Here is a 23,441-nt window from a genome sequence, read left to right as displayed (position 1 = left end):
CTGCCTTTTTATTTGAAGATGGGAGAGAGTAGAATGGCATATCTTAAGCCGCAGCAGATTGCAGAAAAAACGATTGAAGCAGGGGTTAACAAAACCAGGCTGCCAATGCCCGTATTATGGATTCTTGGATTTCTCGGGGGAGCTTTTATCTCATTTGGGTTTCTGCTCGATATCCGTGTAATCGGAAATCTTCCGGCTGAATGGGGAAGCTTTGCGTCCTTGCTCGGAGGAGCTGTTTTCCCGGTAGGTTTGATGCTGATTGTCCTTGCCGGCGGGGAACTAATCACAGGGAACATCATGTCTGTATCCATGGCGTTTTACGCGAAAAAGGTTTCCTTGAAGGACCTTGGTTTGAATTGGATTTTGGTTATCCTCGCCAATTTTCTCGGCGCCTTATTTGTTGCCTACTTTTTTGGGCACGTTGTCGGATTAACAGAGGCTGGGCCCTTTTTGGACAAAACCATAGCGATTGCCGGAGCGAAACTTGATGAATCCTTTGGTCAAACCCTCGTTTCCGCCATTGGATGCAACTGGCTTGTATGTCTGGCTATCTGGCTGTCAACAGGAGCAGAGGACGTCGGGGGAAAAATTTTAGGAATCTGGTTTCCAATCATGGCCTTTGTTGCCATCGGCTTTCAGCACGTTGTCGCGAATATGTTCCTGATTCCGGCTGCTATATTCGCAGGACACTTTACTTGGATGGATTACTTCAGTAATTTTGTTCCTACTTTAATAGGGAATATAATAGGCGGTGCTGTATTTGTAGGAATGGCTTACTTTACGGCTTATTACAAGCAAAAAATGGATTCATCGGTTCCATCAAGAAAGGCCTCATAAGAAAAAAAACAGGACTGACTAGGAGACTAGTCGGTCCTCGTTTTCAATTTAAAAAGCAAAAGGGGGGCATGGAACGTGGACGATCGCTATTCAAGACAGCATTTGTTCGCACCTATAGGAAAACAAGGACAGGATCAGATCAGCAAGAAGCATGTGCTGATTGTTGGAACCGGAGCTCTCGGAAGTGCAGCGGCTGAAATGCTTACCAGAGCAGGTATCGGGAAGCTTACATTAATTGATCGTGATTATGTGGAATGGAGTAATCTTCAGCGCCAGCAGCTGTATGAGGAAAAGGATGCCAGAGAAAAGATGCCAAAGGCCCTTGCGGCAAAAAACAGGCTGGCCCGGATCAACACTGATGTTCATGTAGAAGCATATGTAGAAGATGCTGCACCTGGAAATTTGGAACCGCTGCTTCATGACATTGATTTGATCATTGATGCGGCTGATAACTTTGATATCCGTTTCGTGTTAAATGATTTATCCCATAAGTTCCGTATTCCATGGATTTATGGTTCCTGTGTTGGGAGTTATGGCGTGACCTGCACCATTCTTCCCGGAAAAACCCCATGTCTTAAATGTTTGCTGGAGCGGATGCCTCCATCAGGAGCAACGTGTGACACAGTCGGGATTATCAGCCCTGCAGTACAAATCACGGCAGCCTACCAGACAGCCGAAGCCATGAAGATCCTAGTAGAAGATATGGATCATCTAAGAGAGACGTTTATCAGTTTTGATTTATGGAATAATCAGCATTTTTCCATTAAATTTGATAAAGTAAAGAAAGAGAATTGCCCGACCTGCGGATCAAATCCTTCATACCCGCATTTAAAATTTGAGAATCAGACCAAATCAGAATTGCTGTGCGGAAGGAATACGGTTCAGATCCGTCCGCCAGAACCCATTTATCATAACCTCGATGAGCTTGAAAAACGGCTGAGTGTTCATGGAAAGATTGAACGGAATCCGTTCCTATTATCCTGCACGCTACAAGGGCACAGACTGGTGATATTCCAGGATGGCCGTGTCTTCATACATGGGACAAACAGTATACAGGAAGCGAAAAAATTGTATTATCAAATCCTTGGTTAGGAGGATCCGTGATGATTGAAAAACGAACCCCGATTCCTGTAGGGGATGCAGTAAATAGAGTAATGAAGTTTGCGGGAACCGGAAAGATTGAATCGGTTCCGCTCCAACAGGCATACGGCCGGTTTCTGGCGGTGGATTTGATTGCAGACCATGATATTCCGGCCTTTGACCGCTCCCCCTACGATGGTTTTGCGATCAGATCAGAGGATACCCTAGGAAAAAAAAGGGTAATGCTTCAGGTTGCCGGCGAGATTGGTGCAGGTTCGCTGCATACAAAACCGGCAGAGCCTTTTGAAGCGGTCAGGATCATGACGGGAGCTGCCATACCGAAAGGATTCGATGCGGTTGTCATGCTTGAATTAGTCAAAGAACATACGAAAGAGGGAAAGAAACTTATTGAACTGAACCGTGCCTATAATAAAGGTGACAATGTATCCTTCAAGGGTGAGGATACACAGGAAGGAACGGTTCTGGTCAAAAAAGGAACGGTAATTAATGCCGGGATATCAGCCTTGCTTGCTGCGTTTGGCTATCATCAAGTTCCTGTATCCGTAAAACCGGTAATTGGGGTTATTGCTACAGGAAGTGAGCTGCTGGAAGTGGAGGAAGCGCTTGAGCCCGGGAAAATCCGCAACAGCAATGCTTATATGATTCTTTCACAAATTGAAAGGGCTGGCGCAGAAGCTCTTTATTTTGGAAAGCTTAAAGATGATTTTGATTCCTGCTATAAAACCATCCAAAAAGCGATGGAGCAGGTGGATTTACTGATCACCACAGGCGGAGTGTCAGTAGGGGATTATGATTACCTTCCAGCCATTTATGAAAAACTTAATGCCGCTGTCCTTTTTAACAAGGTCGCCATGAGGCCGGGCAGTGTAACAACGGTAGCGGAGGTCAACGGGAAGCTTCTATTTGGTCTGTCCGGTAATCCGTCAGCCTGCTATGTTGGATTCGAGCTTTTTGCCCGACCAGTCATCAGAAAATCGCAGGGAAATAAGCAGCCCCACCTTAAGAAAGTAAAGGCGGTTTTAGGAGCCGATTTCAAAAAAGCGAATCCTTTCATGCGCTTTGTACGCGGGCGCATTGATTTTGAAGAGGATGGACGGATTTCCGTCACACCATCCGGATTCAACAAATCCAGCGCGGTTTCCTCTCTGGCTGATGCAGATGCGTTTATTTTACTTCCGGGGGGAACGAGAGGCTATGAAAAGGGCATGCTCGTGGATGCTCTTTTATTAAATGATGTGTCGGGGAGTGAATGGCCATGGGAAAACATTGTGCCATCCTACAGATAACAGGCTATCAGAACAGCGGAAAAACGACACTAATGAAAAAGCTGATAGCCCGGGCGGCAGACCTAGGGCTCGCAGCCGGTTCACTTAAGCATCATGGACACGGTGGAACCCCGGATCTTCCTCTAAAAGACAGCACCGAGCATTTTAAAGCTGGTGCCATTGTATCAGGTGCCGAGGGTGAAGGAACTCTTCAGCTATCTGTAAGACTAGAAAATCATAGACTAGATAGATTGATTGAGCTTTATTCTTTTTTTGATCTGGATGTATTATTCATTGAAGGCTATAAAAAAGAGCCGTTTCCAAAGGTTCTATTAATGAGCAAAGAGAAGGATTTCCCTCTTTTTCATGAACTCCAGGGCATCATGTGTGTCATTTCAAACCGCTCCATTCAAAAAGAGCATTTTCCCGGGGTAAAGCATTTTTTCATAGATGAAGAAGAATTGTATCTTGATTTTTTAATGAAAGAAGTGGCCAAACAAAATGGAAGAGACGTTATTTAGCTTAACGGAAGAACAGATTAAAACAGAGGAATTGATTCAAAAGGTCGCAAGAAGAGAAGCTGGCGCAATCACAACTTTTATTGGAACGGTCCGAGAGCTAACCAATGGGAAAAGAACACTTCATCTTGAGTATCAGGCATACGAACCGATGGCTGTCAAAATGCTATCGCAGATAGGCGAGGAAGTCATTCAAAAATGGCCGGATGCCAAAATTGCGATTACTCACCGGATCGGGCGCCTTGAAATCTCAGATATTGCGGTGGTTATTGCTGTTTCCTCCCCGCACAGAATAACAGCATACACAGCAAATGAATATGCCATTGAGCGGATTAAACAGATTGTGCCGATTTGGAAGAAAGAATTCTGGGAAGACGGGACGATGTGGGTCGGGGACCAGCTTGAAAAACAGGCATATTCAGAGGGAAAGCCGCCGGAGGGAGGAAACGCTTTATGATTAAGGTTTTACTGTTTGCAGCAAATAGAGAAAGCATAGGCAAGGAACAGGTTGAAGTGGAAAAATCGAATATTTCGGTAAGTGATTTAAAGAAAGTACTGGAATCCGAGTATCCAGGATCCTCATTTCAGCATGCCATGGCAGCAATCAATGAAAGTTTTGTTCCAGATGATGAGATTGTGAAAACACGGGACACAGTCGCTTTTATTCCGCCAGTTAGCGGTGGCTGACAACTTTAGATAAAAGACAAGGGTGAATACATATGAAAACATTCATGCTGATGGCATCAATGGCGGCCATAATTGCGTTGAGCGGATGCTCTTCTTCTGCTGAAAAAGGCAAAACTGAATTGACGGTTTCCGCAGCAGCCAGTTTAAAGGATGTCCTGACCGAGCTTCAAAAGGATTTCAATAAGAAGCATCCAAGCATTCAGGTTTCCTTTAATTATGGCGGGTCGGGAGCGCTCCAGCAGCAGATTTCTCAGGGTGCCCCTGCCGACTTGTTTTTTTCAGCTGCTGAAGATAAGTTCGATGTGCTGCAAGAGGAAGGGAAAATCGATAAACAGCATGCAACCGACTTAGTTGGAAACGAAATTGTCCTCATCACGAGCAAGGATTCTAAAATCGGTGCATTCCAAAATCTGGATCAGTTAAAAGGAACTTTTGCTATGGGAACACCGGAATCTGTACCTGCCGGACACTATGCGAAAGAAACCTTATCAAATCTCGATCTATGGGACAGCCTCAAAGAAAAAGTTGTTTACGGTAAAGATGTGAGACAAGTCTTAAATTATGTTGAAACAGGAAATGCGGAGGCGGGGATCGTTTATAAAACGGATGCTTCTGCATCTAAAAATGTGAAGGTCGCAGCCGTTCCTCCTGAGGGATCCCATTCTGCCATCATTTATCCGCTTGGAATTTTGAAAGAAACCCGCCATCCAGAAGAAGCGGAGAAGCTTTATACGTATCTGACAAGCAAGCAAGCAATGAAAACCTTTCAAAAATATGGATTTTTGAAGGCTGAGCAAACGTAATGGACAGTTCTTTTTGGGAACCAATCCGCCTTTCTATTGAGATCGCCCTTATCTCAACTTTATTTGTTGGTTTTACAGGAATACTTGCCGCCGTCATAATGGCAAGGAAATTCTTTCGAGGAAAGGTCATCATCGAAACCCTCCTATTGCTTCCGCTCGTTCTTCCGCCATCTGTAGTTGGCTTTCTGCTGATTGTTATTTTTGGCAGCAGAAGCCCGGTTGGACAAGCAATTATTTCCTTATTCGGTTCTCCTATTATGTTTACTTGGTGGGCAGGAGTGATTGCTTCCGCAGTTGTGGCATTTCCTCTCATGTACCAGTCTGCTAAAACAGGACTGGAATCAATTGATCCGGATATTGAGGACGCGGCGAAAGTGGATGGTGCCAGCCAAGGCAGGGTGCTTTTGCATATCTCCCTTCCTTTGGCAGCAGGCTCGATTGTAACTGGCTTATTACTAAGCTTTGCGAGAGCTCTGGGTGAATTTGGAGCAACCTTAATGTTTGCAGGTAATATTCCGGGAAAGACACAAACCGTCCCGACTGCTATCTATATGGCAATTGACTCAGGAGATATGGAGCTCGCCTGGATGTGGGTGCTCTCTATTATTGGAATCTCTTTTTTTATGCTGACAGCTGTATCCATTACCAGAAGCAGAATCCGCTAATTGGCTGATTTCAGCAGGGTGCTCTTGGCATACCGGTCTGCTGTGCTACGGGTAAGAGCCTTAAACACGTGTTGGTAAGTTCTAATTGGAATTGGAGCCAACAAAAAAAGAGCACCTTTTCTTTAAGAAAAAATGCTCTCTGATCGTACTCATTTTCATATATAGTTCTTCTGGCTTTAAGGCACCAGTACTGTATCGATTACGTGAATAACCCCATTAGATGCCTCTACATCCGGATTTACAACAGTGGCATTATTCACCTTTACAGGATCAAGCGATATCGTTACGTCTTTGCCTGCAAGGGTTTTTACCTTCATTCCGTTTTTGAGGTCACTCGACAATACTTTTCCTTGAACGACATGATAAAGCAGAATATCTTTTAAGTCTTTTCTGTTTAATAGTTCTTCTGCAGTAATGTTCAAATCCTTCAGCAGCTTTTCAAACGCCTGATCTGTTGGAGCAAATACAGTATACGGACCAGTACCTTTAAGCGTTTCAACCAATCCTGCTTTTTCAAGGGCGGCAGCAAGTATTTTAAATTCTCCTGCTTCTGCTGCCGTATCAACAATATCCTTATTCCCTTTTGTATTCTCTAGCGCTAAAATGCCGGGCGAGCATGAAAGGGCCATTATAAAAGTCAGAAAAAACCCAATAATTATCTTCTTTTTCATTTGAAATCCTCCTTTTATCATAAACTTTAGCTTGTAGAGAACTTACCCTCGACCTATCGAATTGTAAGCACCAAAAGTATTATTTATCATTTCGTTATTTTTATTCCAATTGATTAAAAGGATTTTTGACATGCTTTTTTTCGTGCAATCTTTTCTAATCGGATTCAAGTACGCTTGCTGGTAAGGGAGTGGATAAGTAGCGGATGTTATGAGATAATACAAAAGTTAAAGAAACAAACTATTCAACAGAAGCAGGAAGTGAATTACGATGATAAAAATCAGTATGCCATCACCAGACTTGGTGTTAAGAAAAAATGATCAAAAAGGAAATCCCGGAGAAATAGACATTATCAGCAAATATGGGTTTACCGACTACCTTAAAATCCCAAGGGACAAAGGCGGAGTTTTCATGTTTTACAACCTGAATGATGAATTGCTATTCGTCGGTAAAGCAAGAAAGCTAAGACTGCGCATCAAAAAACATTTTGAAGACAACGTTTCAGCTGTTAAGGATCACCGTGACGAGATTGCTGAAATTGCAATCTGCTATGTAGAGGATCCGGTTGAGCGCGAGATCTATGAGACGTATGCCATCAACAAGGAAAAGGCAAAATACAACGTAGATAAGGTTTTCTTTAATTAAAATCGCAGCCATTTTTAGGAGGAAAGCCCATGGATAAGATTGAAGTTGGAGATGTTTTGCTGTTGGAGGATGAGAACGGCGAGGACCAGGAGCTAGAGGTGCTTGCAACAGCCGAAATCGAAGGAAAACAATACGCAGCTGTCAGTTTTTCTGAAGAAATTGAAAAAGAAACGACTGAAGAAATCGAATTGTTCTTTTTGAGAGTAGAAGAAGATGGGGAACTGTCCGAGATCGAAAGCGACGAGGAATTCGAAGTCGTAACATCTGCGTTTGAAAGCCAAATAGGATAACATCTTAAAAGAGGGGGCAACCCCTCTTTTATCAATTAAAGGATGAGATGCATTGGAAACAACTGAAACCTATGTCTACACTTATACATATAGCCGTGAAGAAGAATCGCTGTGCATGCTGGAATTGAGATCGCTTTTCGGTGAGGAAGTCCCAGGGCACTTATTTAAAAGCAATCGAAATATTTCAATAGGAAGAAGTCCTTTTATCAGGGAAAAGATTGATGTTTTATACGAGGGGAAATCACTCGAGGAAATTAAAGAACAAATTCAGGCAATCAAGCTTGGGGAAGAAACATTTAAAATAATCTGTGTAAAACAGAGCCTGCTCGCCGGCGGTATGCCGATTGATTACGAAAAGCGAAGAAATATCGAGTATGATCTCGGTCACAGTATTGATGCCGAGGCGGATGTACGCAAGCCCGATCATACATACGGACTTGCTGCTATTGGAGACAGGTGGTATTTTGGGACGTATGAGCGCAGTGAGGCTATGTGGCTGAAGCATCTTAAAAAGCCCCGTCAATACTCCACCGCTCTAAGTACGAGAGTTGCAAGAGCTCTCGTAAACATTGCGGTCCCGGATCCTGAAGGGCTTTCGGTTATTGATCCATGCTGCGGAATCGGGAATGTACTGATAGAGGCTCTATCCATGGGTGTGCATATCACGGGCAGAGACATTAATCCCTTGGCTGTTACAGGTGCCAGAGAAAATATTGCCCACTTCGGATTTGAAGCAGATGTAACCATCGGCCCGATTGAAGAAGCATCAGACCACTATGATGTAGCGATTATTGATCTTCCTTATAATCTTTATACACATATTACAGTGGAAGACCAGATTTCAATCATTAAGAATGCGAAGCGGATTGCAGATAAATGTGTGTTTGTTACAATTGATCCGATCGATGATTATATAAAAGAAGCAGGTTTAGAGATTGTGGATCGCGGTCTGGCGGTGAAGAGCCGGTTTTCCAGAGAGATTCTGGTTTGCAGATAGAAACAGTTGCAAAATATGCAGCTGTTTTTTTTTCGGGATTTAGTTCAAAAGAATGAAACTTAATATATCCTCTGCGACTTTAGTTCTGACTCCTCATGTATCTTCAAAATCCTACAAATTTTTCAATGCCGGTTTAGTAGAATAATAGCCACTGGTAGATATAGGAGGGAGAGATGAGGGGTTGAAAAAAGCAATTCGTATTCTTGGCTGTTCAGTACTATCTGTTTCTATGCTAATGGGTGCTAGCCCGCCTGGCAATGGAGGCGTTCAAAACGTTTTGGTGAGGGATGGGATGACTCAGCCGATTTTTTCTATGGAAGAGGCCATTACGGAAACTGTTTTCGTCGAGGTTCCGCTTGACAGTGACAAAGATGGAAAAAGGGACAGAGTCCATGCTGATATTATCCGTCCTAAGGAAACAGAAAAAGGACTGAAGGTACCGGTCATTTTTGAAATGAGCCCTTACAGGGCAGGTTTGAACGATGTGCCTGTCTATGACGTGGACCATGAGCTGAATGCAGGGAAAAAGAGCGGCGGGATGTCAAAATTGGAAGCACCAAAAGCTGCTGATTTTCCGGGCTATTATGACAATTATTTTGTTCCAAGAGGATATGCGGTCATTTTGGCGGAAAGCATTGGGACAGGTCAGTCTACAGGCTGCCCTTCAACTGGGGATTATCGGGAGGTCCTTGGCACCAAGGCGGTCATTGACTGGCTGAATGGAACCGCAGATGCTTTTGATGCCAAAGGAAATAAAATCAATGCCGACTGGACTACAGGGAAAGTCGGAATGACGGGTGTTTCCTATAATGGAACTCTTCCAAATCCAGTGGCCGCAACAGGTGTTAAAGGACTTAAAACGATTGTTCCTGTTGCAGCGATTTCCAGCTGGTATGATTATTACCGCAGCAATGGCGCGGTAACCGCTCCTGGAGGCTATCAGGGTGAAGATACAGACAATATGGCAGAGGCTATTTTGACCAGAGAGGATCCAGAGGTTTGCCGTCCTGTAATGGAAGAGCTTACAGAAGGGCAGGACCGGGAATCGGGAGATTATAATGCGTTTTGGAAAGCGCGTGATTATGCAAGCAAAGCTCACAACGTGAGAGCGAGTGTCCTCGTCGTGCACGGATTAAATGACTGGAACGTTAAAACGAAGCAGTTTGCCCAGTGGTGGCAAGCGCTCGGCACTTACCATGTTCCGAGAAAGCTATGGCTCCATCAGGGAGGCCATGCTAATCCTTATTCCTTTAGAAAAGATGAATGGCTCACAACACTTAACAAATGGTTTGATTATTGGCTTTATGATGTAAAAAATGATGTGATGAAACAGCCGATGGTTGATATTCAGCGCGAGGACAAGAGCTGGCATACCGAATCCAAATGGCCTGCAAAGAACACCTCAGACACGAAGCTGTATTTTTCAAAACAAGCTGAAGGTGCAGGATTGATTGGATTACAGACATCTAAAAACGAGAATTCCATTCAAACATTTTTGGATGACGCGATGAAAAAAGCAGATGAACTTGCTGAAAATCCAAATGAGGAAAATGAAAACCGGCTTGCTTTTATGACGGGGGAGCTGAATAAACCGCTGCGGATCAGCGGTACACCGAAGATTACGATTCAAGCATCGCTAAGTAAGCCTGCTGCGAACCTCACTGCTTTACTAGTGGATTATGGACCTGACAATCAGGCAAATATCGTAACAAGAGGATGGATGGATCCGCAGAACGTTCAATCCTCCTCAAAATCCAAGTCTTTGATTCCTGGAAAATCCTATTCATTCAGCTGGAGCATGCAGCCTGATGATTATGTATTTGAAAAGGGGCATAAGCTAGGCATTGTCATTCTCTCTAGTGATTATGAATATACAATCAGACCAAAAGCAGGCACGAAATTTGAAGTGAATATGTCTAAGAGCCATCTGATTTTACCAGTTAAAAAAGGGGGAACAGGATTGTAATTTCGGCGAAAGGACTGGCAAAGGGTGCATATAACTCCAATGCCGGTCCTTTATGCTTTTTTGATAAGGATAAAAAGTGTCAATTGTCCAATGTTTTGAAAGCTAATATACCAAAACTAAAACAAAATTTCACTTTAACTAAAATATAATTGAAATAAATATTTAAATCAGCGTATAATCATGATAGGAAATGAATATTGAGAATACTAACGGTTCAAATCAGGAGGTAACAAGTTCGATGGAAAAGCCTTTAAGACAACTAACGACTGAAAAACGCAATGAGCTTTCGATGAATATTGATACTGCGAATACAGCAGATGTATTAAAAATCATGAATGCTGAGGATAAGAAGGTTGCAGAAGCCGTCGAAAACGTTCTACCTGAGATCAGCAAAGCAGTAGAGTGTGCAGTGGATTCCTTTTTAAAGGGGGGAAGGCTGATTTACACCGGAGCTGGAACAAGCGGAAGGCTAGGAATTCTTGATGCGGTTGAATGTCCGCCAACGTTCCGTACATCACCAGAACAGGTAAGGGCTGTGATGGCAGGCGGGGAAGGAGCTTTTCTGAAGGCAGTGGAGGGTGCAGAGGATTCTCCGGAAGAAGGAAGAAAGGATCTTATGTCTCTTAATCTCACAGCAGCGGATACCGTTATTGGCATCGCAGCAAGCGGGAGAACGCCATATGTAGCCGGTGCTCTTGAATATGCCAGCGAAACGGGTGCCCATACGATTGCGCTATCTTGCAATGAAGACGCTTTCATTAGCGGATATGCTGAGCATCGGATTGAAGTGATTGTCGGACCCGAAGTGCTGACTGGATCAACAAGGCTAAAAGCAGCGACTGCACACAAAATGATCTTGAATATGATTTCTACCGCTTCAATGATCAGAATCGGGAAGGTGTACGAAAACCTGATGGTCGATGTGAACGTGAGCAATCACAAGCTTAAAGAGAGAGCGATTTCAATTATTGAAACCGTCACCTCGGTGCCCTACGAAACGGCAAAATCAATGCTTGAATCAGCCGATCTGCAAGTCAAAAAGGCGATTGTGATGATTAAAACCAATTCAGATGCTGAATCGGCACAGAAGCTGCTGGATCTCTCAGGAGGAAACGCCAGAAAAGCAATTACAGCATTTGCTGAAAAGGATCTTTCTTCATGACGAAAGGCGGTTTATCCATTATTCAGCAAACGATTGAACGTCTTCCGGAATCGGAGAGGAAGATCGCACAATATATCCTCGACAATCCGCATGAAGCCGTAAACAGTACCGTAAGCCAAATCAGTGTTTCATCAAATGCGAGCGGGGCTGCTGTCGTGAGATTATGCAAATCGCTCGGATTAAAAGGCTTCCAGGATTTAAAGCTTCGAATTGCTGGAGATCTTCTGAAGCCTGTCGAGCAGGGCTACCGTGATATTGAACCGGAGGAGCCGCTCTATTCAATCGCCATGAAAACAGCAAGCAACAGCATTCAGGCGATTACGGATACGTCTGAAATTCTGAATTACGATGAGCTGGAGAAAGCAGTTCAGCTCCTGACAGAAGCGAAAACTGTCCATTTTTATGGAGTGGGAGCCTCAGGGATTGTAGCTGCGGATGCCCAGCAAAAACTGCTTAGGATCAATAAAAATGCCACCGCCTTTGCAGATTTGCATTTAGTTGCCACTTTGATTGCCAATGCGGATCAGAACGATGTGGTATTTGCGGTTTCTTATTCAGGAGAAACATCTGAAATTCTGCGAATCTTAAAACTCGCGAATGAAAAGGGGGTGAGGACGATTGGCCTTACACACTTCGGCCAATCCAGAATGACAGCATTATGCGATGTATGCCTTTATACATCGAGTTCGAACGAAGCACCTTTTAGAAGTGCAGCAACTTCCTCAAGGCTGTCCCAGCTCTACTTGATTGATGTCCTCTTTTTAGGGATGGCAGCCAATCAATACGGTGAAACAGTTCAGTATATTGATCATACGAGAGAAGCCATTCGTTCAATTACCAAAAAAGAAAAATAGAACAACTTCATTGGGGGAGGGTTTTTGATGGGTAAAATGGATAAATCCAGTTTACTGGCAGCAGAAATACTGGAAAAATTGGGAGGTAAGGATAACGTTATCTCCTATGCTCACTGCATGACACGACTCAGAGTAAAGGTTCAGAATGATTCTCTGGTAGACAGAGAAGGGATAAAAAGGATAGATGGCGTTTTCGGCCTTGTAGAAGAGGATACCTTTCAAATTATTGTCGGTCCCGGCACCGTAAATCAAGTTTCACAGCAATTTGGAAGACTGACAGGTGAACGTGAGGAGCTGGATTTAAAGAAAGCAGCTGCATCGAACAAAGCTGAGATTAATAAAAAGAACGCAACTCCATTCAAACAGTTTCTCAGAAAAATTTCCAATATCTTCATTCCGCTGATTCCAGCACTTGTTGCTTCCGGACTCATAACTGGTATTTCCAAAGCCATTATTCAGGCTGGCTGGCTGGATGAAAAATCGCAAACGGCACTTATATTAACTGCAATTGGAAGCGGTTTATTTGCTTACCTTGGGATTCTTGTCGGTCACAATGCAGCGAAGGAGTTTGGCGGATCCCCGGCACTCGGAGCACTTGCAGGTATTCTGATCATCAACCCGGCAATAGCAGGCATTTCCCTCTTTGGTGAGAATTTGCTGCCTGGCCGCGGAGGTCTCGTTGGGGTCTTATTTGCCGCTATCTTTATAGCGATTGTAGAGCAAAGAGTCCGCAAATTTGTTCCGAAGTCACTCGATATTATCATTACCCCGACCATTGCACTGCTCGTAACCGGATTGGTTACGTACATTGTGTTCATGCCTGTAGGAGGCTGGATTTCTGAAGGCATCACAAAAGGATTGCTCACTGTGTTAGATGTAGGAGGTCCTGGAGCAGGATTCGTTCTAGGCGCCACATTCCTGCCGCTCGTCGTTACCGGTCTTCATCAAGGATTGACTCCCGTTCATTTGGAATTGATCAGTTCAATTGGCGATGATCCGCTGCTTCCGATTCTGGCAATGGGTGGAGCTGGCCAAGTAGGTGCTGCATTTGCTATTTTTGCTAAAACAAAGAAAAAACGTTTGAAACGGGCGATTGGCGGAGGTCTTCCTGCAGGGATGCTTGGAATCGGCGAACCCTTAATTTTCGGTGTAACCCTTCCACTAGGCAGGCCATTCCTTACCGCATGTCTAGGAGCTGGAGTAGGTGGAGCATTTCAGGCGTACTTTAATGTAGCGACAACAAGCATTGGCGTTTCCGGGCTGCCCCTCGCCTTTCTGATTCCGCTTAACGAAATCGTGCTTTACTTGATTGGGCTGCTGATTTCTTATGCTGCGGGATTCCTTATCACTTATTTCTTTGGGTTTAAGGATGAAATGGCAAGTGAATTCGCATGATTGGGATATCCTTCTATCTGCATGATGAATGTGCAGAAGAACGAATCAGGGAAGCGGGGAGACTGGGGGTAAAGCAGGCCTTTACCTCCCTGCACATCCCGGAGGATAAGGGAGATCTCGCAGGAAAAGCGAAACAGCTTCTTCAAACAGCCAAGGAAGCAGGTGTTCAGGTTTTTGCAGATGTATCTGCAGGAACTCCTGCCAAGCTTGGTGCAGCCTCGATATATGATCTGAAAGATCTTGGGGTAAACGGACTTCGGCTTGATGATGGATTTGGATTAGAAGAAATGGCGGAGATCAGCCATGAGTTTTCGATTGCCATCAATGCCAGTATTCTTTTTGAAAGGGAGCTTATGGATCTGCTTTCCTGCGGGGGCCTGCCAGAGTCCCTTTTAGCATGGCACAATTTTTATCCTCGGAGAGAGACTGGGCTGGATGATTCTTTTTATAAAAAGCAAAACCTCCTTTTTAAACAATACGGGATTCCAACCGCTGCCTTCATACCTGGCAGAGGAGAAAAGCGGGGACCATTATTTGAAGGCTTGCCGACATTGGAAAAACACCGTGCGGCAAATCCTCTGCATGCAGCAATTGAGCTGGATCAAATGGACACAGATCATATTTATATCGGAGATGCCGATTTTGGGGGAGAGCTTCTGGAGGATCTCTTGCTTTACTCAAAGGAAAACACAATAAAACTTAGAATCTCATCAACTCTCAATTTGAATGAGAAGTATGAGGTAAGACCGGATCTTTCAAGGGATGTCATTCGTTTGCTGCACACAAGAACAAACCGATCTATACCTCCGCTGCCAGCCGGACCAAGAAGCAAAGGGGCCATTACGATGGATAACGATTTATACGGCAGATACCGCGGAGAAGTTCAGATTGTTAAACACGACTTGCCAGGGGATGAACGGGTCAATATTATCGGCAGAATTTCAGCTTCAGAGCAGCCGCTGCTTGAGCTGATTCAGCCCGGACAGACTCTGCTGCTAATAAAAGACTCATAGAATAAGTGACAAGGGGATGGGGAAATTGAAACGAAAAACAATAGGTTCCTTGCTGACGATTGCAATGATTGCACCGGCCGCTGTTCCTGCACAGGCGCTGAACACACCTCCACACACGATACAGGCGCAGGCGCATCAAAAAGCCTCTACACTTGAACAGGTAAAGAGACCGGAAGAAGCCGGTTTTTCCTCATTTGGACTAAAGAAGGTGGACAAGCTGATTCAGGATGAAATCAGCCAGGGTTTCCCAGGGGCCGCTCTCATTGTTATTAAAGACGGCAAAATCGTGAAAAACGAAGCCTATGGCTATAAAAAGAAATATACCGGTCTTGCACTTTTAGAGCGACCGGAAAAGATGAAACGGGATACCTTGTTTGACCTTGCTTCCAATACGAAAATGTATGCGGCAAATTTCGCCCTGCAGCGGCTTGTATCGGAAGGGAAGATTAATCTGGAGGACAAAATTCAAACGTATATACCGGAATTCCGTGATCAGGAAACCGATGTGATCAAAGGGAAGAATACTTTAAGGATCATTGATGTCCTGCATCACACAGCCGGATTTCCGCCTGACCCGCAATACCACAACCCGAACGTATCCAAAAACCTATTCTCGCAGGACCGGGATCTGACCATAAAAATGATTTCGAGAACACCGCTGACCTATCAGCCCGGAACAAAAAACATCTATAGTGATGTTGACTATATGCTGCTTGGACCATTATTGAGAAAGTAACCGGAAAACAGCTTGATGAATATGTGGAAAAACACTTATACAAACCTCTTGGACTGAAAAACACCGTTTTCAATCCTCTTTTAAAGGGATTCAAACCGAAGGATGCTGCTGCAACAGAGCTTATGGGGAATACGCGCGATGGTGTAATTGATTTTCCGAATATTCGTAAATATACCCTTCAGGGTGAAGTGCATGATGAAAAAGCATTTTACTCAATGGGTGGGATGTCAGGGCATGCCGGGCTGTTTTCCAATACCCGGGATATGGCAGTTCTGCTTCAAACCATGCTCAATGGCGGAAGCTACGGCAATCAGCAGCTATTCAGCAAAAAAACAGCCAAAGAATTTGTCCAGCCATCTTCAATGAATCCCACATACGGACTAGGGTGGAGATTGAATGGCAATGAAAGCATGGAGTGGATGTTCGGAACCTATGCGAGTGACAAAGCTTTTGGCCATACAGGCTGGACAGGTACCGTGACCATCCTGGATCCAAAGTACAACCTGGGAATAGTTCTCTTAACAAATAAAAAGCATTCACCGCTCGTGGACCCTGCTAAAGATTCGAACACTTTCCAAGGATACCAGTTTCAGACTGGAAAATATGGAAGTGTTGTAACAGCTGTCTATGAAGCGATGCTGAAAAAGTAACAGGATTCCTAACTCTTTTAGAAAGCGCTTACTTAAAACGTTCTATGTAAATACTAAACCTAACAAGGAGGACTTTATGAAGAAAACCCATCTTTTAACGTATGGTTTGATCTCCGCTCTCATGTTGACTGCATTTTCAGGATTGAAGCCTGATGCAAAAGTAAAAGCAGACAATGTCAGCACTCCTTCAGCTGCGGAAGAAATAGTGGATGGAATGTCGCTTGAAGAAAAGGTCGGCCAAATGCTGATGCCTGATTTCCGCAACTGGCAGAAGCAAGGGGAAAGCAAAATGACCGGCTTAACCGAAATGAATGATGAAGTCGGAAGCATCATTGAGAAGTACCATCTTGGCGGCGTCATTTTATTTGCCGAAAATGTAGTGGATACTGAGCAGACTGTAAGACTTGCAGATGGTCTTCAAAAAGCGAGCAAGAACATCCCGCTTTTTGTCACGATTGATCAGGAAGGCGGCATTGTGACAAGACTGCAATCGGGAACGAATCTGCCAGGAAACATGGCACTCGGTGCAGGGAGAAGCTTGAAAAATGCCTATAACACAGGAGCGATTGTCGGGAAAGAGCTTCATTCCCTGGGCATCAACGTCAATTTTGCTCCATCTCTGGATGTAAATAATAATCCCGGCAATCCAGTAATCGGGGTCCGCTCCTTTGGCAGCAGCCCGGAGCTGGTTGCTTCCCTCGGCCTTCAGACAATCAAAGGCCTGCAGGATCAGAACATGGCTACGACGGCAAAGCATTTCCCGGGACACGGGGATACAGCAGTTGATTCCCATTACGGTCTTCCGATGGTCACACATGATAAAGAACGATTAAAAAAAGTAGAATTGTATCCTTTTCAAAAAGCGATTGATGCCAACGTCGATATGATTATGACTGCACATGTTCAATTCCCTGCGATTGACGATACCACATACAAAAGCAAAAAGGACGGCCAGCAGATTATGGTTCCTGCGACACTCTCACGCAAAGTGCTGACAGATTTGCTAAGAGATGAAATGGGCTTTAAGGGAGTCGTTGTTACTGACGCACTGAACATGAAAGCCATCGCTGATAACTTTGGCCAAAAAGAAGCGGTAATCCTCGCCATTAAATCCGGCGTGGACATTGCTCTGATGCCAGCACCGGTTACGTCAATTGCAACAGAAAAGAATTTGACAGAAGTATATAACGGGGTCATAGATGCAGTAAAATCCGGAGATATTCCAATGAGTGAGATCGATGATTCCGTTGAACGGATTCTCGATTTGAAAATGAAGCGCGGCATCTATCAGCCTGAAGGTTCGAACCAGGAAGATGCACTGGAAGCCAGGATTGCCAATGCCAAAAAAATGGTCGGCAGCATGAAGCATTACCATTTAGAAAAGAAAATGGCATTAGACGCGGTGACGCTTCTGAAAAATGAGGACAAAACCCTGCCGTTTAAACCGAAAAAGAATGAAAAAGTTCTGATCCTCGCACCATTCGAAGATCAGGCGGAAGCTATGAGAAGGTCCATTAACGAGCTGTACTCCAAACAGAGAATAAACAAAGTACAAGTGGAAAGTCTGATTTTTTCCGGAAAAGTATTTGATCAAGAAACCGCTGAGAAAATTGATGAAGCGGATTATGTCATTACCGGTTCTTATGTCGTGAAAAATGATCCGGCCGTTAATGATGGGGTTATTGATGATACGGTGACAGATTCAACCAAATGGGCAACTGTTTTTCCAAGAGCGGTTATGAACTACTCTCAGAAAAACAGCAAAAAATTTGTCCTGATGAGCCTGCGCAATCCTTATGATGCCGCTAATTTTGAAGAAGCGAAAGCGGTCTTGGCTGTTTACGGTTTTAAAGGATATACAAACGGCCGGTTCCGTCAGCCGAACATTCCAGCAGGAATTGAAACGATCTTCGGATTATCTGAGCCTAAAGGAAAACTGCCGGTCGGCATTCCTTCCGTTACCCATCCAAATGACATTCTTTATCCATACGGATACGGTTTAAAATTCAATGGAAAACCACTAAAATAAGCAAACGGGAGAGGACTCGCTTATGAAAAAAATACTATTCGCCCTGATTGCCGGAATACTGGCAATCGGGATGGCTACATCGGTGGATGCTTCCCTTTTCGGACATAAAAAAGAGAAGAAGGTACTTACTGGCGCTGAGCTGCTGCTGAAGGAACAAAAAAGCCTGATTAAAGGGAAGCGTGTAGGCCTGATCACAAATCCTACCGGAGTAGACCGGAATCTTACAAGCGTTGTCGATCTGCTTGCACAGGATAAAGACATTAAGCTGACCGCTCTTTTTGGTCCTGAGCATGGGGTGCGGGGAGATGCGCAGGCTGGCCAGTATGTTGAGTATTACATCGATGAAAAGACAGGAGTGCCGGTATACAGCCTTTATGGACAAACGAAAAAGCCAACACCTGAGATGCTCAAAAACGTGGATGTGCTAGTCTTTGACATTCAGGATGTCGGCTCCCGCTACTACACATACATTTACACGATGGCTTATGCGATGGAAGCGGCGAAAGAAAACAACATTCCGATTATCGTTTTGGACCGGCCGAACCCGCTTGGCGGAATCCAAACGGATGGACCTGTTCTTGAACCGGCTTTCTCTTCATTTGTAGGCAAATACCCGATTCCTTTAAAGCACGGGATGACAGTTGGAGAACTGGCCAAGCTCTTTAACAGTGAATTTCAAATCGGTGCTGACCTGAAAGTAGTGAAAATGAAGGGCTGGAAGAGAAGTATGGACTTTGATGATACCCATCTTCCATTTGTCATGCCGTCACCGAACATGCCGACACTTGAAACCGCCATCGTTTACCCGGCAACAGGCATGATTGAAGGAACCAATCTTTCAGAAGGCAGGGGTACTACGAAACCATTTGAACTGATTGGTGCACCTTTTATAAATAGCGATAAACTGGCTGGAAAACTGAACAGCTTGAAGCTGCCGGGCGTATCGTTTAGAGCAGCATCTTTCACTCCAACGTTTTCAAAGCACACCGGCAAGCTTTCACACGGGGTACAGCTCTACGTGACCGACCGGAAGAAGTTTAAAGCAGTCAAAACGGGCTTATCCATTGTGAAAACCGTAAAAGACATGTATCCGAATGATTTTCAGTTTTTAGCAGCCGATAATTTTAATCTTTTGCTTGGAAACAGCTGGGTGAAGGATATGCTGTTAAAGGGAGCTTCTGTTGAAGAGATCGAGAAGAATTATGAAGAGGAAAGAACAAAATTCTTGGATATTCGGGAGAAATATTTACTGTATTAAACTGGAGGACTCCTTAACGGGGTCTTTTTTTTCATTTGTCTGCTTCACCATTATGTGGCGAGAATCTCTAACTCGCACAGAAAATTTTTCATACTCGATTGACAGACAGAAACGCCTAGACATAGAATGAAAGAAGATAGTAGTGAATAGAGAAAATTCAGACAAAATGAGGTTGACTATGACTCTGGAAGCTCAAATTGGGAAATACGCTTTGCTTCTGGCATCCCTGACCGATGAGGAATTGGCTTTTCTAAAACCATCTTTTCATAAAATAAGGTATTGCCAGGGCAAAGTGGGATCGATGAATATGCAAAAAGTCATCGCGGCAGTTGAAACCGCCGCAAAACGGAACGAACTCATTCTTGATAACTGCTACCGGGAAACTCATGCGCTTTATCATGCTGTTTTAGAAGGGATTGAAGGGGTTACCCGGGGTCAGCCTTCCATTGGCGAGATGAGCCGGACGGTAGGATTGAGGTTTGCCATTGTAAGGGGCAGGCCATATGCAGAAGAATCAGAAGGAGAATGGATTGCGGTCGCATTTTATGGAACGATCGGCGCCCCTATAAAAGGGCTCGAACATGAAACAGCTGGTCTAGGAATTAATCATATATGAAGAAACATTGCCTATAGTTCATAAGTCATGAGGAGGCGATGATGGTGTTTTGCATGCCATTGTCGTCTCTTTTTTATTTAGGAGGGATGAAGATGGTGGTTTTAACGGGTGAAACGTTAACTCTTGATGACATCAGGAAAATCTGCCTCGAAGGGGAACGAATCGTTCTCAAGCCGGAAAGCATGCGTAAAGTAGAACAAAGCAGAGAAGCAGTTTTGAAAATTGTCTCAGATAAAAAGACGGTTTATGGAATCAATACGGGATTCGGCAAATTCAGTGATGTTGTGATTGGTGAGGATGATGTCAATGAGCTGCAGCTGAACTTGATTCGCTCGCATGCATGCGGGGTGGGAGATCCGTTTCCGGAGCAGGTTTCAAGAGCGATGGTCCTCCTGCGATTAAATGCACTGTTAAAGGGTTTTTCAGGAATCCGTCCCATTTTGGCAGAGCTGCTCGCTGAACTGCTCAATCAGCACATTCATCCGGTCATTCCGCAGCAGGGATCTTTAGGTGCTTCAGGCGATCTTGCACCGCTCTCCCATCTAGCCCTTGTCCTAATCGGAGAAGGCAAGGTTTTTTATTCTGGAAACGTGTGTAAAGCTTCTGAAGCCTTTCATCATACAGGCCTTTCACCGCTTATATTGGAAGCGAAAGAAGGTCTCGCATTAATTAACGGAACCCAGGCGATGACCGCAATGGGGGTGATCAGCTATCTCGAGGCAGAACAGCTTGCCCTGCAAAGCGAAATGATCGCATCGCTTACAATGGAGGGTCTGGAAGGCATTATGGATGCCTTTCACCCTGCCATCCATGAAGCGAGAGGATTTCCGCAGCAATCAGCCGTCGCGGAACGGATGAGAAACACGTTAGCTGGAAGCAAATTAGTGACAAGGCAGGGAGAAAAAAGGATGCAGGACGCTTATTCATTAAGATGTATCCCCCAGGTGCACGGAGCTTCCTGGCAGGCTCTGGATTATGTGAAAGAAAAGCTTGAAATTGAAACCAACGCAGCAACCGATAATCCATTGATTTTTGACGGCGGCCAAACGGTGATATCAGGAGGTAATTTTCACGGACAGCCCATTGCCCTGGCTATGGATTTTATGAAAATCGCGATGGCGGAGTTTGCGAGTATTTCAGAGCGGAGAATCGAACGGCTCGTGAATCCTCAGCTCAATGATTTGCCCCCCTTTTTAAGTGCTCAGCCCGGACTTCAATCTGGTGCGATGATTATGCAGTATTGTGCTGCCTCGCTCGTCTCAGAAAACAAAACACTGGCCCATCCGGCAAGTGTGGACTCCATCCCGTCATCCGCGAATCAGGAGGACCATGTCAGCATGGGAACCATTGCTGCGCGCCACTGCTTCAGCATCATCCAGAATGTACGGAGAGTGCTTGCCATCGAGTGCATTTGTGCGCTTCAAGCCGTTCAATACCGGGGGATTGAACGAATGGCGACTGCTACAAGAGTCTTTTATGATGAAGCAAGGGAGATTGTCCCATCCATCACTCAAGACCGGGTATTTTCGGAAGATATAGAAAACATGACAGAATGGCTAAAAAAAAATAAAGCCGGATGGACAGCTTTAAACGAAGGAAGGGAGTTTGAGAGATGGAAACAAAACGCGTAATCCGTGCAAAAAAAGGGCTTAAACTCGAATGCAAGGGATGGGAGCAGGAAGCAGCCTTAAGGATGCTTTATAACAACCTCGATCCGGATGTCGCTGAAAAACCGGAGGATCTCGTCGTTTACGGCGGAATCGGGAAAGCGGCTCGCAACTGGGAATCATTTGATGCGATCGTTCACACGCTCAGAAGATTGGAAAATGATGAAACGATGCTCGTCCAATCGGGTAAACCTGTAGCCGTTTTTAAAACACATGCTGCAGCACCAAGAGTACTGCTGTCAAACTCCGTCATCGTTCCAAAATGGGCAAATTGGGACCACTTCCACGAGCTCGACCGAAAAGGACTGATGATGTACGGTCAAATGACCGCAGGAAGCTGGATCTATATTGGAACGCAAGGAATTCTGCAGGGAACGTATGAAACCTTCGCCGAAGTCGCCCGCCAGCATTTTGGGGGTTCACTTAAAGGAACGCTCACCTTAACAGCTGGACTTGGCGGAATGGGCGGAGCACAGCCTCTTGCTGTAACGATGAACGGCGGTGCCTGCTTGGCGGTTGAGGCGGATCCGGAACGCATTAAAAAGAGGATTCATACAGCCTATTGCGATAAAATGACATCCAGTCTGGATGAGGCAGTAGAATGGGCCATGGAAGCTAAAAAGAAAGGAGAGGCTTTATCCATTGGAGTTGTGGGAAATGCAGCAAGCCTTCACCACGAGCTATTAAACCGAAACATCCATTTTGATATAGTCACGGACCAAACCTCTGCACATGATCCGATCAATGGCTACATTCCTGAAAATTACTCGCTTCAAGCAGCAGCTGAATTAAGAAAAACCCATCCGAAGGAATATGAGAAAAAAGCTTCGAAATCGATGGCTAAACAGGTTGAGGCGATGCTTGAATTCCAGCGAAGAGGTGCCATCGTTTTCGATTACGGGAACAATATCAGGCAAGTGGCCAAGGATGAAGGAGTAAGCAATGCCTTTGATTTTCCAGGGTTCGTTCCTGCCTATATCCGCCCCTTATTTTGTGAAGGAAAAGGCCCTTTCCGCTGGGCTGCCCTTTCAGGGGATCCGGAAGATATTTACCGGACGGATGCTCTGATTCAAGAGCTGTTCCCGGAAAATGAGCCGCTTCTCCGCTGGATTGATATGGCACAGGAAAAGGTGGCATTTCAGGGGATTCCTTCGCGAATTTGCTGGCTAGGCTATGGAGAGCGAATGAAAATGGGGCTTGCCATCAATGATCTTGTCCGGAGCGGGGAATTAAAAGCACCCATCGTGATAGGCCGTGATCATTTGGATTGCGGATCCGTTGCTTCCCCAAATCGCGAGACAGAAGCGATGAAGGATGGGAGTGACGCAGTGGGAGACTGGGCGATTTTAAATGCTCTGATCAATGTTGCGGCAGGCGGTTCATGGATTTCGGTTCATCACGGAGGCGGTGTTGGAATGGGCTATTCTCTGCATGCGGGCATGGTTGCTGTGGCAGATGGCACCGGGCTTGCGGAAGAGAGACTTCGGCGGGTTCTTACTACAGATCCGGGGATGGGCATTGTCCGCCATGCTGATGCAGGGTATGACAAAGCTATTGAAGCTGCAAAGGAAAAAGGGCTGGATATTCCGATGATCCATCATGCAAAGGGGTGACCACG

General features: G+C 44.9%; 22 protein-coding genes and 1 pseudogene. 22 read left to right on the top strand and 1 reads right to left on the bottom strand.

Annotation, left to right across the window (positions count from 1 at the left end; genetic code table 11):
• Positions 1–33: 33 nt before the first annotated feature.
• From WCV65_RS10915 to modB, 8 genes are all read left to right on the top strand, one after another.
• Positions 34–837, top strand: coding sequence for a formate/nitrite transporter family protein (locus tag WCV65_RS10915; RefSeq protein WP_338776397.1), 804 nt, complete (start codon positions 34–36; stop codon positions 835–837).
• 75 nt (positions 838–912) lie between these two features.
• Positions 913–1,929, top strand: a complete 1,017-nt coding sequence (locus tag WCV65_RS10910) for a MoeB/ThiF family adenylyltransferase (RefSeq protein ID WP_338776395.1) — start codon at positions 913–915, stop codon at positions 1,927–1,929.
• A gap of 11 nt (positions 1,930–1,940) precedes the next feature.
• The gene (gene glp, locus WCV65_RS10905) at positions 1,941–3,224 is read left to right on the top strand and encodes a gephyrin-like molybdotransferase Glp (protein WP_338776394.1); all 1,284 of its coding nucleotides are present in this window, start codon (positions 1,941–1,943) and stop codon (positions 3,222–3,224) included.
• Entirely contained in the window at positions 3,194–3,724 is a 531-nt protein-coding gene (gene mobB / locus WCV65_RS10900; protein WP_338776393.1) for a molybdopterin-guanine dinucleotide biosynthesis protein B, read from the top strand. Before glp ends, mobB begins: the two co-directional genes overlap by 31 nt.
• Positions 3,705–4,178, top strand: coding sequence for a molybdenum cofactor biosynthesis protein MoaE (locus WCV65_RS10895; protein ID WP_338776392.1), 474 nt, complete (start codon positions 3,705–3,707; stop codon positions 4,176–4,178). The genes mobB and WCV65_RS10895 overlap by 20 nt, the downstream gene beginning before the upstream one ends.
• Positions 4,175–4,408, top strand: a complete 234-nt coding sequence (gene moaD / locus WCV65_RS10890) for a molybdopterin converting factor subunit 1 (protein ID WP_338776391.1) — start codon at positions 4,175–4,177, stop codon at positions 4,406–4,408. The genes WCV65_RS10895 and moaD overlap by 4 nt, the downstream gene beginning before the upstream one ends.
• 32 nt (positions 4,409–4,440) lie before the next feature.
• On the top strand, positions 4,441–5,211 hold the full coding sequence (modA, locus tag WCV65_RS10885; protein ID WP_035411431.1) for a molybdate ABC transporter substrate-binding protein: 771 nt from the start codon (positions 4,441–4,443) through the stop codon (positions 5,209–5,211).
• A complete protein-coding gene (modB, locus tag WCV65_RS10880) occupies positions 5,211–5,876 on the top strand; it encodes a molybdate ABC transporter permease subunit (RefSeq protein WP_035411434.1) in 666 nt (221 codons plus the stop codon). Before modA ends, modB begins: the two co-directional genes overlap by 1 nt.
• 176 nt (positions 5,877–6,052) lie before the next feature.
• Here modB and WCV65_RS10875 read toward each other — a convergent pair whose 3' ends face one another.
• On the bottom strand, positions 6,053–6,547 hold the full coding sequence (locus tag WCV65_RS10875) for a fasciclin domain-containing protein (protein WP_338776387.1): 495 nt from the start codon (positions 6,545–6,547) through the stop codon (positions 6,053–6,055).
• Positions 6,548–6,815: 268 nt separating this feature from the next.
• Between WCV65_RS10875 and WCV65_RS10870 the strand changes: the two genes are divergently transcribed.
• The 14 genes and pseudogenes from WCV65_RS10870 (at position 6,816) to hutU (ending at position 23,436) form a co-directional block, all read left to right on the top strand.
• Entirely contained in the window at positions 6,816–7,190 is a 375-nt protein-coding gene (locus tag WCV65_RS10870; protein ID WP_035411437.1) for a nucleotide excision repair endonuclease, read from the top strand.
• Between the two features lie 29 nt (positions 7,191–7,219).
• Complete coding sequence (locus tag WCV65_RS10865) at positions 7,220–7,480, top strand: DUF1292 domain-containing protein (RefSeq protein ID WP_338776384.1); 261 nt, start codon at positions 7,220–7,222, stop codon at positions 7,478–7,480.
• Positions 7,481–7,532: 52 nt separating this feature from the next.
• Positions 7,533–8,477: a methyltransferase domain-containing protein gene (locus WCV65_RS10860; protein WP_338776382.1), complete on the top strand. Its 945-nt coding sequence runs from the start codon at positions 7,533–7,535 to the stop codon at positions 8,475–8,477.
• Between the two features lie 229 nt (positions 8,478–8,706).
• Complete coding sequence (locus WCV65_RS10855) at positions 8,707–10,443, top strand: Xaa-Pro dipeptidyl-peptidase (RefSeq protein WP_338782258.1); 1,737 nt, start codon at positions 8,707–8,709, stop codon at positions 10,441–10,443.
• A gap of 238 nt (positions 10,444–10,681) precedes the next feature.
• Positions 10,682–11,605 (top strand): N-acetylmuramic acid 6-phosphate etherase, encoded by a 924-nt coding sequence (gene murQ / locus WCV65_RS10850; protein ID WP_035411448.1) that lies wholly within the window; start codon positions 10,682–10,684, stop codon positions 11,603–11,605.
• Positions 11,602–12,459: a MurR/RpiR family transcriptional regulator gene (locus WCV65_RS10845; protein ID WP_338776377.1), complete on the top strand. Its 858-nt coding sequence runs from the start codon at positions 11,602–11,604 to the stop codon at positions 12,457–12,459. Before murQ ends, WCV65_RS10845 begins: the two co-directional genes overlap by 4 nt.
• A 27-nt stretch (positions 12,460–12,486) precedes the next feature.
• Positions 12,487–13,854 (top strand): PTS transporter subunit EIIC, encoded by a 1,368-nt coding sequence (locus WCV65_RS10840; protein WP_338776376.1) that lies wholly within the window; start codon positions 12,487–12,489, stop codon positions 13,852–13,854.
• Positions 13,851–14,867 carry a MupG family TIM beta-alpha barrel fold protein gene (locus tag WCV65_RS10835; RefSeq protein WP_338776374.1) on the top strand — a complete coding sequence of 339 codons (1,017 nt, stop codon included), beginning with the start codon at positions 13,851–13,853 and terminating at the stop codon, positions 14,865–14,867. The genes WCV65_RS10840 and WCV65_RS10835 overlap by 4 nt, the downstream gene beginning before the upstream one ends.
• 118 nt (positions 14,868–14,985) lie before the next feature.
• Positions 14,986–16,253 (top strand): annotated as a pseudogene (gene pbp4b / locus WCV65_RS10830) (penicillin binding protein PBP4B).
• Between the two features lie 76 nt (positions 16,254–16,329).
• Positions 16,330–18,282: a glycoside hydrolase family 3 protein gene (locus tag WCV65_RS10825; RefSeq protein ID WP_338776371.1), complete on the top strand. Its 1,953-nt coding sequence runs from the start codon at positions 16,330–16,332 to the stop codon at positions 18,280–18,282.
• Between the two features lie 22 nt (positions 18,283–18,304).
• Positions 18,305–19,540 (top strand): DUF1343 domain-containing protein, encoded by a 1,236-nt coding sequence (locus WCV65_RS10820; RefSeq protein ID WP_338776370.1) that lies wholly within the window; start codon positions 18,305–18,307, stop codon positions 19,538–19,540.
• Between the two features lie 178 nt (positions 19,541–19,718).
• A complete protein-coding gene (gene hutP, locus WCV65_RS10815) occupies positions 19,719–20,156 on the top strand; it encodes a hut operon transcriptional regulator HutP (RefSeq protein ID WP_338776369.1) in 438 nt (145 codons plus the stop codon).
• A gap of 92 nt (positions 20,157–20,248) precedes the next feature.
• On the top strand, positions 20,249–21,787 hold the full coding sequence (gene hutH / locus WCV65_RS10810) for a histidine ammonia-lyase (protein WP_338776367.1): 1,539 nt from the start codon (positions 20,249–20,251) through the stop codon (positions 21,785–21,787).
• Positions 21,769–23,436 carry a urocanate hydratase gene (gene hutU, locus WCV65_RS10805; RefSeq protein ID WP_338776366.1) on the top strand — a complete coding sequence of 556 codons (1,668 nt, stop codon included), beginning with the start codon at positions 21,769–21,771 and terminating at the stop codon, positions 23,434–23,436. Before hutH ends, hutU begins: the two co-directional genes overlap by 19 nt.
• The last annotated feature ends 5 nt before the right edge of the window (positions 23,437–23,441 follow it).

Origin of the sequence: Metabacillus sp. FJAT-52054 (genome assembly GCF_037201815.1) — a bacterium.
Taxonomy (GTDB): domain Bacteria; phylum Bacillota; class Bacilli; order Bacillales; family Bacillaceae; genus Metabacillus_B; species Metabacillus_B sediminis.
Note: the sequence above shows the minus strand (reverse complement) of the source record. Positions and strands in the feature narration are given on the sequence as shown.

What these genes read in the sequence shown, in the direction of transcription:
- WCV65_RS10915 (WP_338776397.1), top strand. Translation starts at nt 34, where the DNA reads ATGGCATATCTTAAGCCGCAGCAGATTGCAGAAAAAACGATTGAAGCA.
- glp (WP_338776394.1), top strand. Translation starts at nt 1,941, where the DNA reads ATGATTGAAAAACGAACCCCGATTCCTGTAGGGGATGCAGTAAATAGA.
- mobB (WP_338776393.1), top strand. Translation starts at nt 3,194, where the DNA reads ATGGGAAAACATTGTGCCATCCTACAGATAACAGGCTATCAGAACAGC.
- WCV65_RS10895 (WP_338776392.1), top strand. Translation starts at nt 3,705, where the DNA reads ATGGAAGAGACGTTATTTAGCTTAACGGAAGAACAGATTAAAACAGAG.
- moaD (WP_338776391.1), top strand. Translation starts at nt 4,175, where the DNA reads ATGATTAAGGTTTTACTGTTTGCAGCAAATAGAGAAAGCATAGGCAAG.
- modA (WP_035411431.1), top strand. Translation starts at nt 4,441, where the DNA reads ATGAAAACATTCATGCTGATGGCATCAATGGCGGCCATAATTGCGTTG.
- modB (WP_035411434.1), top strand. Translation starts at nt 5,211, where the DNA reads ATGGACAGTTCTTTTTGGGAACCAATCCGCCTTTCTATTGAGATCGCC.
- WCV65_RS10875 (WP_338776387.1), bottom strand. Translation starts at nt 6,547, where the DNA reads ATGAAAAAGAAGATAATTATTGGGTTTTTTCTGACTTTTATAATGGCC.
- WCV65_RS10870 (WP_035411437.1), top strand. Translation starts at nt 6,816, where the DNA reads ATGATAAAAATCAGTATGCCATCACCAGACTTGGTGTTAAGAAAAAAT.
- WCV65_RS10865 (WP_338776384.1), top strand. Translation starts at nt 7,220, where the DNA reads ATGGATAAGATTGAAGTTGGAGATGTTTTGCTGTTGGAGGATGAGAAC.
- WCV65_RS10855 (WP_338782258.1), top strand. Translation starts at nt 8,707, where the DNA reads ATGCTAATGGGTGCTAGCCCGCCTGGCAATGGAGGCGTTCAAAACGTT.
- murQ (WP_035411448.1), top strand. Translation starts at nt 10,682, where the DNA reads ATGGAAAAGCCTTTAAGACAACTAACGACTGAAAAACGCAATGAGCTT.
- WCV65_RS10845 (WP_338776377.1), top strand. Translation starts at nt 11,602, where the DNA reads ATGACGAAAGGCGGTTTATCCATTATTCAGCAAACGATTGAACGTCTT.
- WCV65_RS10840 (WP_338776376.1), top strand. Translation starts at nt 12,487, where the DNA reads ATGGGTAAAATGGATAAATCCAGTTTACTGGCAGCAGAAATACTGGAA.
- WCV65_RS10835 (WP_338776374.1), top strand. Translation starts at nt 13,851, where the DNA reads ATGATTGGGATATCCTTCTATCTGCATGATGAATGTGCAGAAGAACGA.
- WCV65_RS10825 (WP_338776371.1), top strand. Translation starts at nt 16,330, where the DNA reads ATGAAGAAAACCCATCTTTTAACGTATGGTTTGATCTCCGCTCTCATG.
- WCV65_RS10820 (WP_338776370.1), top strand. Translation starts at nt 18,305, where the DNA reads ATGAAAAAAATACTATTCGCCCTGATTGCCGGAATACTGGCAATCGGG.
- hutP (WP_338776369.1), top strand. Translation starts at nt 19,719, where the DNA reads ATGACTCTGGAAGCTCAAATTGGGAAATACGCTTTGCTTCTGGCATCC.
- hutH (WP_338776367.1), top strand. Translation starts at nt 20,249, where the DNA reads ATGGTGGTTTTAACGGGTGAAACGTTAACTCTTGATGACATCAGGAAA.
- hutU (WP_338776366.1), top strand. Translation starts at nt 21,769, where the DNA reads ATGGAAACAAAACGCGTAATCCGTGCAAAAAAAGGGCTTAAACTCGAA.